Annotated in this window: 15 protein-coding genes; 7 read left to right on the top strand and 8 right to left on the bottom strand. The window is 72.9% G+C overall.

The features are described from left to right. Positions 1–59 precede the first annotated feature (59 nt). From IEX42_RS12080 to IEX42_RS12070, 3 genes are read left to right on the top strand one after another with little or no spacing between them, the layout of a single operon-like run. Entirely contained in the window at positions 60–794 is a 735-nt protein-coding gene (locus IEX42_RS12080; RefSeq protein WP_188779987.1) for an ABC transporter ATP-binding protein, read from the top strand. Beyond that, positions 794–1138 carry a hypothetical protein gene (locus tag IEX42_RS12075; protein WP_188779986.1) on the top strand — a complete coding sequence of 115 codons (345 nt, stop codon included), beginning with the start codon at positions 794–796 and terminating at the stop codon, positions 1136–1138. The genes IEX42_RS12080 and IEX42_RS12075 overlap by 1 nt, the downstream gene beginning before the upstream one ends. Beyond that, on the top strand, positions 1054–3192 hold the full coding sequence (locus IEX42_RS12070) for an FtsX-like permease family protein (protein WP_188779985.1): 2139 nt from the start codon (positions 1054–1056) through the stop codon (positions 3190–3192). Before IEX42_RS12075 ends, IEX42_RS12070 begins: the two co-directional genes overlap by 85 nt. Positions 3193–3280: 88 nt before the next feature. Here IEX42_RS12070 and IEX42_RS12065 read toward each other — a convergent pair whose 3' ends face one another. The 3 genes from IEX42_RS12065 to IEX42_RS12055 all read right to left on the bottom strand — a co-directional run bounded on the left by IEX42_RS12065 (position 3281) and on the right by IEX42_RS12055 (position 6076). Continuing rightward, entirely contained in the window at positions 3281–3934 is a 654-nt protein-coding gene (locus tag IEX42_RS12065; protein ID WP_188779984.1) for a CoA transferase subunit B, read from the bottom strand. Position 3935: 1 nt separating this feature from the next. Then, positions 3936–4763: a CoA transferase subunit A gene (locus IEX42_RS12060; RefSeq protein ID WP_188779983.1), complete on the bottom strand. Its 828-nt coding sequence runs from the start codon at positions 4761–4763 to the stop codon at positions 3936–3938. Between the two features lie 122 nt (positions 4764–4885). Continuing rightward, a complete protein-coding gene (locus tag IEX42_RS12055) occupies positions 4886–6076 on the bottom strand; it encodes a homogentisate 1,2-dioxygenase (RefSeq protein ID WP_188779982.1) in 1191 nt (396 codons plus the stop codon). Positions 6077–6144: 68 nt separating this feature from the next. Between IEX42_RS12055 and IEX42_RS12050 the strand changes: the two genes are divergently transcribed. From IEX42_RS12050 to IEX42_RS12040, 3 genes are read left to right on the top strand one after another with little or no spacing between them, the layout of a single operon-like run. Continuing rightward, a complete protein-coding gene (locus tag IEX42_RS12050; RefSeq protein WP_229660820.1) occupies positions 6145–6999 on the top strand; it encodes a hypothetical protein in 855 nt (284 codons plus the stop codon). Continuing rightward, positions 6996–8201, top strand: coding sequence for a fumarylacetoacetase (gene fahA / locus IEX42_RS12045; protein WP_188779981.1), 1206 nt, complete (start codon positions 6996–6998; stop codon positions 8199–8201). Before IEX42_RS12050 ends, fahA begins: the two co-directional genes overlap by 4 nt. A gap of 9 nt (positions 8202–8210) precedes the next feature. Further along, positions 8211–8867, top strand: a complete 657-nt coding sequence (locus IEX42_RS12040; RefSeq protein WP_188779980.1) for an IclR family transcriptional regulator — start codon at positions 8211–8213, stop codon at positions 8865–8867. Positions 8868–8978: 111 nt separating this feature from the next. Here the strand turns inward: IEX42_RS12040 and IEX42_RS12035 are convergent, their stop codons facing one another. Genes IEX42_RS12035 through IEX42_RS12015 form a run of 5 tightly spaced genes read right to left on the bottom strand, consistent with a single transcriptional unit; the run spans position 8979 to position 13803 of the window. Next, positions 8979–10301, bottom strand: coding sequence for an MFS transporter (locus IEX42_RS12035; protein ID WP_188779979.1), 1323 nt, complete (start codon positions 10299–10301; stop codon positions 8979–8981). A gap of 53 nt (positions 10302–10354) precedes the next feature. After that, the gene (locus tag IEX42_RS12030) at positions 10355–11782 is read right to left on the bottom strand and encodes an FAD-dependent oxidoreductase (protein ID WP_188779978.1); all 1428 of its coding nucleotides are present in this window, start codon (positions 11780–11782) and stop codon (positions 10355–10357) included. Beyond that, positions 11779–12552, bottom strand: coding sequence for an SDR family NAD(P)-dependent oxidoreductase (locus IEX42_RS12025; RefSeq protein WP_188779977.1), 774 nt, complete (start codon positions 12550–12552; stop codon positions 11779–11781). Before IEX42_RS12025 ends, IEX42_RS12030 begins: the two co-directional genes overlap by 4 nt. Beyond that, positions 12545–13372 (bottom strand): SDR family NAD(P)-dependent oxidoreductase, encoded by an 828-nt coding sequence (locus tag IEX42_RS12020; protein WP_229660819.1) that lies wholly within the window; start codon positions 13370–13372, stop codon positions 12545–12547. The genes IEX42_RS12025 and IEX42_RS12020 overlap by 8 nt, the downstream gene beginning before the upstream one ends. 26 nt (positions 13373–13398) lie before the next feature. Beyond that, on the bottom strand, positions 13399–13803 hold the full coding sequence (locus IEX42_RS12015) for a nuclear transport factor 2 family protein (protein ID WP_188779976.1): 405 nt from the start codon (positions 13801–13803) through the stop codon (positions 13399–13401). A gap of 172 nt (positions 13804–13975) precedes the next feature. Here IEX42_RS12015 and IEX42_RS12010 point away from each other — a divergent pair, with 172 nt between their 5' ends. Next, a complete protein-coding gene (locus IEX42_RS12010; RefSeq protein WP_229660818.1) occupies positions 13976–14638 on the top strand; it encodes an IclR family transcriptional regulator in 663 nt (220 codons plus the stop codon). Positions 14639–14648: the final 10 nt, after the last annotated feature.

The raw sequence follows: 14648 nt of genomic DNA, 5'->3' as shown, positions 1-14648 counted from the left end.
CGGCAGGTGCCGACCACGGCCGGACGCCGCCGGGCTCGCGCGTTCCTAGCGTCGCCCTCATGACCTCCACGACACCGGACCCCGTCCGCACCGCGGCCGCCAGCGCTCGCGGCCTGACCCGCAGCTACGGCAGCGGCGCCACCCGGGTCGACGCCCTCGCCGGCGTCGACCTCGACATCACGACCGGTACCTTCACCGCCGTCGTCGGCCCGTCGGGCTCCGGGAAGTCGACCCTCATGCACTGCCTCGCCGGCCTCGACACCCCGACCTCGGGCACCGTCGTCGTCGGTGGGACCGAGCTCGCCGCCGACGGCCGGGCGCTCGACGACGCGGCGCTCACCCGCTTCCGGCGCGACCACGTCGGCTTCGTCTTCCAGGCCTTCAACCTGCTGCCGATGCTCACCGCGGAGCAGAACGTCGTCCTGCCCTTCGAGCTGGCCGGCCGCCGGCCGACGTCGCAGGACCGCGAGTGGCAGTCGTACGTCGTGGACGTGCTCGGCCTGCGCGACCGCATGGGCCACCGGCCGAGCGCGCTGTCGGGCGGTCAGCAGCAGCGCGTCGCGGTCGCTCGCGCGCTGGTCACCCGGCCGGACATCGTCTTCGCCGACGAGCCGACCGGCAACCTCGACAGCCGCTCCTCGGCCGACGTGCTCGGTGTGCTGCGGCGCAGCGTCGACGAGCTCGGCCAGACGGTGGTGATGGTGACCCACGACGAGGGTGCCGCGTCGCACGCCGACGAGGTCGTGGTCATCGAGGACGGTCGGGTCGCGGACCACCGACGAGGTGTCGCCTGATGCGCACCGTGGTCCTCGCCTCCGTCCGTGCGCACGGACGGCGCTACGTCGCCGCCGTGCTCGCCGTGCTCGGCGGCGTCTCGTTCGTGCTGGTCACCTCCTGCCTCGCCTCGGCCACGAAGGACGGGCTGCTGTCCGGGCTGAGCGCGTCGTACCCGGGCGCCTCCACCGTCGTCGAGGACCTGGACCCGGCCGGGCCAGTGCCGCCGTGGCCGCCCTGCGACTCCCGACGCGGGTGGTCGCCACGGCGCGGGTCCCGGTGTCCTCCAGCGGCACGCGGGCGGGTGACGACGTCGCCGTCGGCACGGTCGCCACCGACGCGGCGCTGCGTCCCGAGCGGCTGACCTCCGGCCGCTTCCCCACCGGCCCGGGCCAGGCGCTGGTGGCGAGCGACCGCGCGGCCGCGCTCGGCGTACGGGTCGGCGACGAGATCGTGGTGGGCAGGGCCGGTGACACGGTGACCGCCCGCGTCGTCGGGCTGACCCGTTCCGCGGACGACGCGGCCCTCCTGACCTGGCCCGACCTGGCCCGGCTGCGCGGGGACACCCTCGTCTCCGCGGTCGTCGTGGGCGGGGGTGCCACGCCCGCCGACGTACGGGCCGCCGGCCTGCCGGACCGGGCCGGCGTCACGAGCGCCGAGGACTTCCTCCAGCACCGGGCGCAGGAGCTGACCCGCGGCGTGGACGCGGTGTCGGCGGTGCTGCTCGGCTTCGCCGCCGTCGCGCTGTTCGTCTCGGTGCTGGTCATCGCCAACACGTTCTCCGTGCTGCTGGCGCAGCGGCAGCGCGAGCTGGCGCTGCTGCGGTGCGTGGGCGCGTCCCGTCAGCAGGTGCGCCGCTCCGTGCGCACCGAGGCGCTGGTGATCGGCATGGGAGCGAGCACGCTGGCGCTGGCCGTCGGGACCGGGCTCGGGCACCTGATCGTGACCGTGGTGCACGCCGTCGCTCCGGGTGCGCCGGTCGGCGAGGCCCACGTCGCGCCGGCCTGGGCCGTCGGCGGCTGGGTCCTCGGGGTGCTGGTCACCCTGCTCGCGTCGGTCGTGCCGTCGCGTCGTACGACGCGCATCGAGCCGCTCGCGGCCCTGCGCCCGCTCGGCGCGGTCGACCCCCGCACGGTCGCCGGCGCCGGTCGGATCGGTCTGGGCCTGGTCCTCGCGGCCGGCGGGACCGCCCTCCTCGCGCTCGCCGCGGTCGTCCACTCCCTGCCGGTGATGCTGCTGGGCGGCTTCGCCTCCTTCGGCGGGCTGCTCGCGCTCGGCCCCGTGGTCGTGCCGGCCTGCATCCGGGCCGTCGCGGCGCCCCTCGGGCGTCTGGGCGGGGCACCGACCCGGCTGGCGGCGGCCAACGCCTGCCGCCACCCTCGTCGTACGGCCGCCACCGCGGCGTCCCTGCTCGTGGGCACCACCCTGGTGACCGGGCTGGTCGTCGGCAGCGCGAGCGTGCGCGGGTCCGTGGTCGGGGCGATGGACCACGACCACCCGGTCGACGCCGTCCTCTCCTCCTCGCGCCCGCTCGCGCCGGAGGTGGCCGAGCGCGTGCGCGGCATCGACGGGGTCGTCGGCGCCGCACCCGTGCGGGGGACGACGGCGCGAGCGGCCGGGCTGGGCGAGGTCACCGTGCTCGGCGCGCCGGGCGGCAGCCTGGCGCGCGGGGCACCCGCGTACGCACGGCCGGCGGCCGGGACGGCGTACGTCTCCCCCGCGCTGCTGAACGAGATGGCGGACCAGCGACGGATCCGCCTGGTGCGCGACGGACGCGCGGTCACGCTCCGGGCGGAGCCGGCGCCCGGCGTCGACGGCGTCTACGTCGCGTCCGCCGAGCTCGACCGGCTCGGCGGCGCGAGCACCCGTGCGGTGTGGGTCCGCGGCAGCGACGGCCGCTCCGACGCCGACGACGTGGTCGCCGCGCTCGGGAGCGTGGCCCGCGCGTCCGGCGCGGACCTGAGCGAGTCGCTGTCCGACCGGGCGTACGTGCTGCTCCAGCTCGACGTCGTCCTCTACACCGTCGTCGGGCTGCTCTCGATCGCCCTGGTGATCGCCCTGCTCGGGATCGCGAACACCCTCGGTCTGTCCGTGCTCGAGCGTGGCCGCGAGCACGCCCTGCTGCGGGCGCTGGGGCTGACGCGCGGACAGCTGCGGCGGATGCTCGCCGCCGAGGCGGTGCTGCTGGCGGTGGTGACGGGCGCGATCGGGATCGCCGTGGGCGCGGCGTACGCCTCGGTCGGCGTCGCGGCCGTCATCGCGCCGGCCGTCCCCGACACCGGGGTGCACGTCGTCGTCCCCGTCGGACAGCTGGGGCTGGTGCTCCTCCTCGCGCTGGTGGCCGGCCTCGCCGCCTGCCTGCTCCCCGCTCGGCGGGCCGCGCGTACGGCACCGGCCGCCGGGCTCGCCCTGGAGTGAGCCGGGTGCCCCGGTGCACGCGTCGACCGGGGTAGTCCCTGACGTTCTGGTGGCCGGTGTCCGGTTCGTACCGCAGAAACGTCAGGGACTATCCCGCCAGGTCGGCGCTGAGGTCGGGCTCGGTCTTCTCGCGGACCTCGTCCTCGGTGACGCCGGGGGCGAGCTCGCGCAGCACCAGCCCGCCACCCTCGGAGGCAGGAATCACGTCGATCACGGCCAGGTCGGTGATGATCCGCTCCACGACGCCCTTGCCGGTGAACGGCAGCGAGCACTCCTCGACGATCTTGTACGAGCCGTCCTTGGCGACGTGCTCCATCAGCACGACCACACGCCGCGCGCCGACGACGAGGTCCATCGCGCCGCCCATCCCCTTGACCATCTTCCCGGGGATCATCCAGTTCGCGATGTCGCCGGCCCGGCTGACCTGCATCGCACCGAGGATCGCGGCGTCGATCTTGCCGCCGCGGATCATCGCGAACGACGTCGCGGAGTCGAAGTACGACGCACCGCGGCGCACCGTGACGGTCTCCTTCCCGGCGTTGATCAGGTCGGGGTCCTCCTCGCCGTCGAGCGGGTACGCCCCCACGCCGAGGATCCCGTTCTCGGACTGCAGCACCAGCTCGACGTCGTCGGGGACGTAGTTGGGCACCAGCGTCGGCAGCCCGATGCCGAGGTTGACGTACGACCCGTCGCTCAGCTCCGCGGCCGCCCGGGCCGCCATCTGCTCACGTGTCCACGCCATCTCAGCTCGCCCCCTGGGTCTCGACGCGCTCGCTGGCGCTCGCTGCTCGACCACCGGAATCCACCTGTTGCACCGTCTTCTTCTCGATCCGCTTGTCCGCGGCCTGCTCGGGAGTCAGCGCCACCACCCGGTGGACGTACACCCCCGGCGTGTGGACGTCCTCCGGCGCGATCTCACCGGGCTCCACCAGCTCCTCCACCTCGGCGATCGTCACGCGCCCGCACATCGCCGCCTGCGGGTTGAAGTTCTGCGCCGCGTGCCGGAAGACGAGGTTGCCGTGCCGATCCCCCCTCTGCGCCCGCACCAGCCCGTAGTCGGCCACGATCGCCTGCTCCAGGACGTAGTCGCGCGGCCCGTCGGCGGTCTCGAAGCTGCGCACCTCCTTGGCGGGCGACGCCACGACGACGTTGCCCTCGGTGTCGTAGCGCCACGGCAGGCCACCCTCGGCGACCTGCGTGCCCACCCCGGTCGGGGTGAAGAACGCCGCGATCCCTGCACCGCCCGCGCGCATCCGCTCGGCGAGCGTGCCCTGCGGGGTCAGCTCGACCTCGAGCTCGCCCGAGAGGTACTGCCTCGCGAACTCCTTGTTCTCCCCGACGTACGAGGCCACCATCCGCCGCAGCCGCCCCGCGAAGAGCAGCTGCCCCAGCCCCCACTCGTCGACCCCGGCGTTGTTCGACACCGCCTCCAGCTCGTCGGCCCCCTGCGCCAGCAGCGCCTCGATCAGCACCGACGGGATCCCGCACAGCCCGAAGCCACCCACCGCGAGCGTCGACCCCGACCCGATGTCCGCCACGGCCTCCGCCGCGCTCCCCACGACCTTGTCCACTCCGCCTCCTGCTCTCGACCACTCTCGACCCGGCGCCGGGCTGCTCTCCGACCCGAGCGCCTTGTCGGCACCCTAGTGAAGCTCGTCACCCGGCCCGGGCCGGGTGCGAGCCGTCGCGACCCTCAGACGGACCGCCCGGCCCAGACCCAGGCGTAGACGCCGTCGTCGACGGCCTGCCCGCCCTCGCCGAGCTCGAGCGGGCGGAACGTGTCGACCATGACCGCCGACTCCTCGAAGTACTCGACGCCGATCGAGGCCTCGACCGCCTCGGGCTGGGGCCCGTGGGCGTGCCCGCCGGGGTGCAGGGACACCGAGCCGATGCCGATGCCCGACCCCTTGCGGGCCTCGTAGTCGCCGCCCACGTAGAACATCACCTCGTCGCTGTCGACGTTGGAGTGGTAGTAGGGCACGGGGATCGACTGCGGGTGGTAGTCGACCTTGCGGGGCAGGAAGTTGCAGACCACGAAGTTCTGCGCCTCGAAGACCTGGTGCACCGGCGGCGGCTGGTGGACCTTGCCGGTGATCGGCATGTAGTCCTCGATGTTGAAGGTGAACGGGTAGAGGCAGCCGTCCCAGCCCACCACGTCGAAGGGGTGCGTGGCGTAGACGAAGCGGGTGCCGACGACCTGCCCGCCGCTCGTACGATGCTTGACCAGCACCTCCACGTCCTCGCCGGTCTCGGTGTGGATCTCGTCCGGACCGTGCAGGTCGCGCTCGCAGTACGGCGCGTGCTCGAGCAGCTGCCCGTATTTGGACAGGTAGCGCTTCGGCGGTGCGATGTGACTGTTGGCCTCGATCGGGTAGAGCCGACTGACCTCGGCGGGCACCCAGCGGTGCGTCGTGGCGCGCGGGATCACCACGTAGTCGCCGGCGCGGTAGGAGATGACGCCGAAGAGGGTCTCGACGGCGCCGGAGCCGGACTCGACGAACACGCACTCGTCGCCGATGGCGTTGCGGTAGTAGGGCGACGTCGCCGCGGACACGACGTAGGAGAGGCGGACGTCGCCGTTGCCGAGCACCAGCCGGCGACCGGTGACCGCATCGACCTCGGCGGCCGTCTCGGCGTCGAAGAGATCGTGCAGCCTCAGGTGCCGGGGCTTGAGGGGGTGGTTGCCGACGGTCGCCTGCGAGGGCAGCTCCCACACGTCGCTGGCGACGATCGCGGACGGCACGCCGCGGTGGTAGAGCAGCGAGGAGTCGGAGGAGAACCCCTCTTCGCCCATCAGCTCCTCGAAGAAGAGCGAGCCGTCGTGGTCACGGAAGGCGGTGTGCCGCTGTCGCGGGACCTCGCCGACCTGGCGGTAGTACGCCATGGAGCACCTCGTTCTATATCCGGTCGCTACGCGTTCTTTTTTAGAACGTTACCCGTTAGAGTGTCACCGTGTCGACACTTCCTGCCGCTGTCATCCCACCGGCGTTCCGCCACCTCGTGGACGACGCCGCGATCTTCCCGCCCGGACTCGCTCCGCTGCCCGACGCGGTCCAGGCCCACGTCGCCCACCTCGCGTCCGGGTACGCCGACCTCGTCGGGCCGTTCATCGTCGACGCCGCCCGCCTCGACGAGCTGGTCCCGCTCGCGCCCTCCGGGTTCGCCGCGTCCGTCGTGGTGCCCGACGCGGACGCTGTCGACGAGGTCGTCCGCCGTGCCGCCGGCTCGATCGCGCTGGCCGGGCTGGAGGTCAAGCTGGTGGGCGGGGCACTCGTTCCCCAGGTCGAGGCGGTCGCGGCCGCCGCACCCGAGGACGTGCCTACGTACGTCGAGGTCCCCCGCCCCACCCACGAGGAGTGGCCGGCCGTGCTCCGCGCGGTCGCGCGAGGAGGTCTGCGGCTGAAGTTCCGCACCGGCGGTACCGAGGCGGCGGCCTTCCCCTCCGAGGCCGAGGTGGCCACGTGGATCACCGCCGCGGTCGCCGCCGGGGTGGCGTTCAAGTGCACGGCAGGGCTGCACCACGCTGTCCGGCACACCGGCCCCGACACCGGCTTCGAGCACCACGGCTACCTCAACGTCCTGCTGGCCACCGCTCGTGCCGCCGGCGGCGCCGACACCGGGACCGTGGAGGACGCGCTCCGCGAGCGCAGCGGCGCCACCGTCGCGGCGGGCCTCGACGACCTCTCGGACACCGAGCGCGCCGCGGCGCGGGCCGCCTTCACGTCCTACGGCTCCTGCAGCGTCCTCGAGCCCCTCGAGGACCTGCGTGACCTGCACCTGCTCACCCCTGGAACGGAGACCGCATGAACACCTGGGTCCACGGCGCTGCCGGCAGCCTCTACGACCTCGACCACCTGCCGTACGGCGCCTTCTCGCTCGGCAGCGAGCCGGTGCGCCTGGGCGTACGCATCGGTGCGCAGGTGCTCGACCTGGGTGCGGCCTCGCACGCCCTGCGACCGGAGTGGACCGGGCTGCTCGACGTCGCGACCCTCAACCCGTTGATGGCCGCCGGTCCGCAGGTCTGGACAGAGGTCCGCGCCTGGGTGACCGAGCTGCTCAGCGAGCCCGAGCAGCGGGCAGACCTCACGCTGCACCCCGTGGAGGACGTGCAGCTGCGACTGGCGTGGGACGTCGCGGACTACGTCGACTACTACGCCTCCGAGCACCACGCCTCGAACGTCGGTCGGATCTTCCGCCCCGAGCAGCAGCCGCTGCTGCCGAACTGGAAGCACCTGCCGGTGGGTTACCACGGACGCGCCGGCTCGGTCGTCGTCTCCGGCACCGACGTCCGGCGCCCCTCCGGTCAGCGCAAGGCGCCGGGCGCCGACGCGCCGACCTTCGGCCCGTGCCTGCGCCTGGACATCGAGGCCGAGCTGGGCTTCGTGGTCGGTCGGTCGCTGCCGCTCGGCACCCCGGTGCCGACCGACGAGTTCGCCGAGACCGTCTTCGGCGTCGTCGGCGTGAACGACTGGTCGGCGCGCGACATCCAGGCGTGGGAGTACGTCCCGCTCGGGCCCAACCTGGCGAAGTCGTTCGCGACCTCGGTCTCGGCGTGGGTCACCCCCCTGGCCGCCCTCGAGGCGGCGCGGGTCCCCCTGCCCGCGCAGGACCCGCAGGTGCTGCCGTACCTCCAGGAGACCGGCCCGGCGGCCTACGACGTCGCCGTGGAGGTCGAGCTGGACGGTGAGGTGGTCTCGCGCCCGCCGTACGCCTCGATGTACTGGTCGCCGGCGCAGATGCTGGCCCACCTCGTCGTCAACGGCGCGTCGCTGCGAGTCGGCGACTTCTACGCCTCGGGCACCATCTCCGGTCCGGCGAAGGACCAGCGCGGCTCGTTCCTCGAGCTGTCCTGGGGCGGCACCGAGCCGTTCGTCGCGGCCGGGCGGGAGCGCACCTTCCTCGAGGACGGCGACGAGGTGGTCCTGCGCTACACCGCGCCGTCGGCCTCGGGCGGCCGGCTGGCGCTCGGCGAGGTCCGCGGGCGGGTCGTCGCCGGCGACGTGCCCTAGGGTCTGCGCATGCCGGACGGGGAGGGCTCGCAGACTCTCGAGCGCGGCCTCGCCGTGCTCGTCGAGCTGAGCCGGCACCCCTCCGGGCTGACCACCGCGGAGGTCGCGGCCGCCTGCGGGCTGCACCGCTCGATCACGCACCGGCTGCTGGTCTCGCTGGTCCGCACCGGGTTCGCGGTGCGCTCCGGGGACCGGTACGCCGTCGGCGCGACCGTCCGTGCCGTCGCGGGCGTCGCTCCGGCGCTGCGCGAGGTGGCCGAACCGGTCCTGACCGCCCTCGCCCAGGAGATCGACGCGACGGCGTCGCTGGTGGAGGTCCGAGGCGGCTTCGCGGTGACGACGGTCGTCGCGGAGCCGCCGACGGACGGCCCCCGGTTCTCCTACCGGCTGGGCAACCGTGACCCGCTCGACCGCGGCGCGGGCGGTCTCGCGGCCCTCGCCTCCGGGCCCCCGCGCGACGGTGAGCCCGACCGGGTCGCCGAGGTGCGGGCGGCCGGCGTGGTCACCACCCACGCCGAGCTCAACCCCGGCGCCTACGGCGTCGCCGCCCCGGTCCGCGGGTGGCCCGTGCGCGCCGCGGTCAACGTGGTGACCGCGGCGCCGGCGGTCGCCGAGACCGCGGTCGAGGCGATCCGTCGAGCGGTCGAGGAGATCGGCTCGCCCTGAGGGCCCACGCGTCGGGAGGCTGCCCAGCGTCCCCCGGACCGCGGACGAGAACGCACCCACCACGGTCCTGGACGCCCAGGACCGAGGCGGGTCGCTCTGCTCGGGTGCGGGTCAGGCAACCTGCCCGATGGCCGCCGGTGCGTCCTTCGCCGGCTTGACGAAGGCCAGCATGACCACGGCCACCGCCATGCAGATCGCCGGGAACAGCAGGCTGAAGACCACGTCGTCCGCAGCGGCGGTCTTGCCGATGATGTACGGGCCGAAGAACCCGCCCGCCGAGGCGATGGCGTTCACCACGGCCAGGCCGACGGCGGTCTGCGCACGGGGCAGCGCCTCGGAGGCCAGCGCCCAGAACGGGCCGAGGTAGGAGAAGACCCCGATGGCCAGCAGGCACAGCCCGACGATGCCGACGTTCGGGCTGTCGCGGAACACCATCGTGACCACCAGGCCGATCACCGCCACCCCGAGCGCCGCCATCGTGACCAGCTTGCGGTTGCCGACCAGGTCGGAGTAGCGAGCGACCAGGAGCATCGCCACGGCACCGCAGATGTACGGGATCGCGCCCACCAGGCCGATGTTCGTCGGGGAGTAGCCGGGGTGCAGCTGGGCGACCACCTGAGGGAGGAAGAAGGTCATGCCGTACAGCCCGACGGCGTAGAGCAGGTTGATCACCGCGAGGTAGAGGATCTTCGGGTCCTTGAGGGCCGCCATGGAGATCTCCATGTGGCCGTCGTCCTCGGCGTCGTACTCGCGGCTGATCTCACCCTCGAGCCACGCGGCCTCGTCCTTGTCCAGCCAGCGCGCCTTGGAGGGACGGTCGGCGAGGAAGACGAGCACCCACAGGCCGATCAGCACCGGCGGCACACCCTGGATGATGAACACCCAGCGCCAGGAGGACAGGCCGAACCAGTCGACGTGGTCCAGGATCACGCCCGCGGTCGCGGAGCCGACGAGCAGGGCGATGGGCTGGGCCAGCGAGAAGCCGGCGATGCCGCGGCTGCGGTCCTGGCTGCGGAACCAGTACGTCATGTAGAGCAGGAGGCCGGGGAACAGCCCGGCCTCGGCGACACCGAGCAGGATGCGCGCGACGTAGAGCTGCGGGGTGTTCTGCACGAAGCCCGTGAGGATCGTGATCAGCCCCCAGGTGACGCCGATCCGGGCGAGCCAGACCCGTGCCCCGAACTTCTTCATCAAGATGTTGCTGGGGACCTCGAGCACCACGTAGGCGACGAAGAAGATCGCGGCGACCGTTCCGTAGGTCGCGAGGTCGATCCCGAGGTCGGAGGACATGCCGAGCTGGGCGTAGCCGATCGAGGCACGGTCCATGTAGTTGAACATGTAGAGCAGGAAGGCGACGGGGATCACGCTGCGCTTGACCGTGGTCAGGACGCGCGAGGTGTCCACGCCGGTGGGTGCTGAGGTGTTGATGGCCATGAGGGTCTCCCAGGGTGCGAAGGCCGAGAAATGAGGGGATCGGTGGAGTCGGGCTAGGCCGACGCAGCCGCCTGCTGTCCGGCGAGGCGGCCGATCGTGAGGGCGTTGGCGACGGCGTTCCCGCCACCGACGTAGCGGTTGCCGAGGATGCCGCCTCCGGCCTCGCCGGCGGCGTAGAGGCCCGGGATCGGCCGGGCCTGCTGGTCGAGGACCGACGCGTTCGCGTCGATCTCGAGCCCCGCGTGGGTGCACACCAGCTCGGCGGGCAGCACACGCGTGGCGTAGAAGGGCGTCGACCCGATCGGGGCCGGCGGCGTGGTGCTGCCCTTGGCAGCCAGCGTCTGGTCGCGCTGGAAGTCGGCGTCGCTGCCGTTCGGCAGCTGGTCGTTCCACCGGTCGACGGTGGCGGTCAGGTTCTCGGCGGGCACGCCGATGATCCCGGCCAGCTCCTCCAGCGAGGTCGCCCGGACGGCGGAGCCCTCCGCGACGTGGTCGAGCAGCTTCTCGGCGTCCCAGTCGGCGTACCCGGCGGGGAGCGCCAGCCGCGCGGCCTCGTCGAAGACCATCCACACCGGCGCGTCGTGGGCGTCCATCTGGCTGGTGATCTGCCCGGTGCTGACGGCGTACGAGGCGTCCTCGTCCATGAACCGGCGACCGGCGCCGTTGACGTGCACCCGCGAGACCGGAGGGAAGCCGGCCTGCCAGTGGTGGTGGCGCACGAACTCCGCGGTGGGGAGCATCAGCCCCCAGCCGTCGCCGGCGACCGAGGCGCCGACCTGCTCGCCGAAGGCCAGGTGGTCCCCGCGAGAGCCGGGCGCCGCGACGACGAACAAGGAGTCCCCGCCGCGCAGTGCGTCGGGGAACCAGCGCTCGACCAGCGTGCGGTCCTGGGCCAGGCCGCCCGACGCGACCACGACGGCGCCGGCGGCGAGCTCGACCCCGTCGGCCACGACGCCGCTCACGCGGCCGTCGGTCACCAGCAGCCGCTCCACCCGCGTGTGCAGGACCACCTCGATGCCGTGGGCCTTGCGCGCCTTGTCGAGGGTGAGGACGAGGCCGTAGCCCTGGTCCTTGGGCACGTGCGCGCGCCACACGTCCTCCACCCCGGCGCGGGTGAGCCCGGGGGTGTGCGCGTTCGGCGAGATCTGAGCGGGGATCTCGACCCCGATCTCCAGCAGCCACTCCAGGGTCGGTCCGGACAGCTCGCAGAAGCGGCGGACCAGCCCGGGCTTGAGCAGCCACTGGTTGAGGTCCATGTAGTGCTGGAAGAACCGCTCGACGGTGTCCTCGACCCCCAGCTGCTTCTGGATGCTGGTGCCGGCGGCGGTGAACATGCCGGCCGACTCCTGCGTCGACCCGCCGAGCTCGCCTTCGGACTCGAACAGGATGACGCTGGCGCCCCGCTCGGCCGCGGAGACGGCGGCAGCCAGGCCGGCTCCGCCACCACCGATCACGATGACGTCGTAGTCGTGCTCGCTCATGAGAGCTCGCCCTCCATCTCGGTGAGGATGCGGTGGTAGAGGCCGTTCGAGGTCATGGCGCCGTCGATCGTCAGCTCGGCACCGGACACGTACGTGGAGGAGTCGCCGAGGAGGAACCTCACCGCGTCGGTGATCTCCTCGGGGCGACCCGTGCGTCCGGCGGGAATGCTGGCGACGGCCGAGGCGACGAAACCGTCGGCGCCCGCCAGCAGCGGCGTGCCGACCAGGCCGGGGTGCACGGAGTTGACCCGGATCCCCCAGGCGGCGAGCTCGCCCGCGGCCGACTTGGTCAGACCGCGCAGTCCCCACTTGGAGGCGGAGTACGACGGGCTGAAGTAGCCGATCTGCCCGCTGATGCTGGAGATGTTGACGATCGAGCCGCCGCCGCTGTCCCGCATCAGGGGCGCGCACGCCTGGATGCCGTGGAACGGGCCGTCGAGGTTGATCGCCATCACCTGGCGCCACACCTCGGCCGGAGTGTCCATGAAGCGCAGGCGACGCGAGATCCCGGCGTTGTTGACCAGCCCGTGCAGCGTGCCGTACGTCGACCGGACCTCCTCGACGGCCGACGCCCACGCCGCGGGATCGGTGACGTCGAGACGCACTCCGGCGGCCGTGCCACCGGCCTTCTCGATCTCGGCGACGACGGGGGACGGGTCGGCGACGTCGGCGAGGACGGTCCTCCACCCCTCAGCGGCCAGCGCCTTCGCGTGCCCGGCCCCCATGCCGCCGGCGGCACCGGTGACGAGCACGGTGCGGGCATCAGACATGGCGGGACCCACCGTCGACGGAGAGGACCGTCCCGGTGACGTAGCGAGCGCTGTCGGAGAGCAGGAACAGCATCGGGCCGACGATCTCCTCGGGCGAGCCGAGGCGGTGCAGCGGGATGTTGCCGAGCGCGGCCTCGAGTGCCTGGGGGTCGTCCTGCACCCAGCGCGTCATCTCGGTGTCGACGAACCCGGGCGCGATCGCGTTCACCCGGATGCCGAGGTCGCCGAACTCGACGGCGAGGCACTCGGTGAGGTGAGCGACGGCGGCCTTCGAGGAGCAGTACGCCGCACGGCCACGACGTACCCGAAGGGCCGCGACGCTGGCCATGTTCACGATCGAGCCGCCCGGCGCCATGACCGAGGCGGCGGCCTGTGCGCCGTAGAGCACGCCCTCCACGTTGATCGACAAGGTGGCCTGCACCTGGGAGACCGGGATGTCGGTCGCCGCCGCCTCGGGGAAGATCCCGGCGTTGTTGATCCACAGGTCGACCTTGCCGAACTCCCGCACCGCCGTCTCGGCGAGCTTCTGCTGGGCGTCGCGGTCACGCACGTCGACGGGTGCGCCGACGACGACGCCCGCGCCCTCGACGTCGCTGTGCTCGAGACCGACGGCCGTGGCCGACTCGCTCATCAGCGTGGTGTCGATGTCGGCGCCGACCACGTTGACGCCACGACGGGCCAGAGCTGCGGAGAAGCGCGCCCCCATGCCCTTCCCGGCGCCGGTCACGACCGCGACCTTGCCGCGCAGGTCGGGGTGGTCGACCGCCATCAGCGTGCCGTCGACGCGACCGGGGTGCTCGTGCTCTCGGGTGGTGCTCACTGTGTCGGTTCCTTCTTCTCTCGGTGTCAGTCGTCTCGGGTGACGCGGCGGACCGCGAAGCGCCAGTGACCGTCGGGGCCACGGACGAGGTCGTCGGTCAGCGTGGTGAGCCGGACCAGCCGGCTCTCCCCGCCGCGGGGCGTGGCCACGATCTGCAGGTAGGCGTGGGCGACGAGGTGGTCGGCGTCCCGGCCGGGCTCGACGTCGACGTTCGTCACCACGTGGCGACTCGTGGTGCCGGTCTCGAGACCGCGCTCGTAGTACTCCTGCGCGAACGCCACGAGGGCAGCGGTGCCGGTGCGCGCCTCGGCGTAGCTCGGCGAGTGGAACTCGCCGTCGCCGGTGAAGGTCGCCGCCCACCCGGCCGCGTCGCCGCTGTCGATCGAGCGCGACTGCCGGGCGTACAGCCGCTCCAGCTCCGGTACGAGCATCGTCTTCCTTTCGTGCGTTATTCGCACGTGCTGTGCGATAACTGCACGTGAGGTTAGGCGCGTCACACTCGCACGTCAAGCGGTCGGTGTGACGACGCGCACGTCGACCGGCTCGGGAGAGGATCAGCCCATGGCGCACGCGGATCCCTCACCGACAGAAGCCGAGAGCCCTGTGTCGAAGACCCTCGACTCAGGGCTGCGAGTGCTCGAGGTGCTCGCCTCGCGCGGCGAGCCCCTGACCGTGACCCAGCTGGCCGAGGCGATCGGGGTGCACCGCACGGTCGCGCACCGGTTCGTCCGCACCCTCGAGGCGCACCGGCTGGTGCGCCGCGACCGGGCCAAGCGGTTCCACCTCGGCGCCGGGCTCGTCCCGCTGGCCGAGCCGGTGGAGCGCGACCTGCGCGACCTGGCCCTGCCGTTGCTCGAGGACCTCGCCGACGCGGTCGGCGCCACCGCGCACCTCGTCGTCCAGGAGGACGAGGACCACGTGCGTGCGCTGATGGTGGTCGAACCGCGCAGCGCGTCCGTGCACGTCGCGTTCCGCGCCGGACAGCTCGACACCCTGCACCGCGGGTCGGCCGGTCTGGCGATCCTCTCGACCCGACCCCCGAGCATCGACGAGCCCGAGGACGTGACGCTCGCCCGGCGCCAGGGGTACGCCGTGTCGTTCTCGCAGATCATCCCGTCGATGCACGGGATCTCGGCCCCGGTGCCGGTCGGGCCCGAGGCGAAGCGGGTCAGCCTCGGAGTGTCGTTGTTCGAGCTGAGCCAGGAGCAGGAGGTCGCGACGGCGGTGGTGGCCACGGCGCACCAGCTCGGTCGAGCCCTCGCCTGACCACGCCCAC

The sequence above is a fragment of the Marmoricola endophyticus genome, from assembly GCF_014644415.1.
Classification (GTDB): Bacteria; Actinomycetota; Actinomycetes; order Propionibacteriales; family Nocardioidaceae; genus Marmoricola; species Marmoricola endophyticus.
This window is presented reverse-complemented; position numbering and strand designations above follow the sequence as displayed.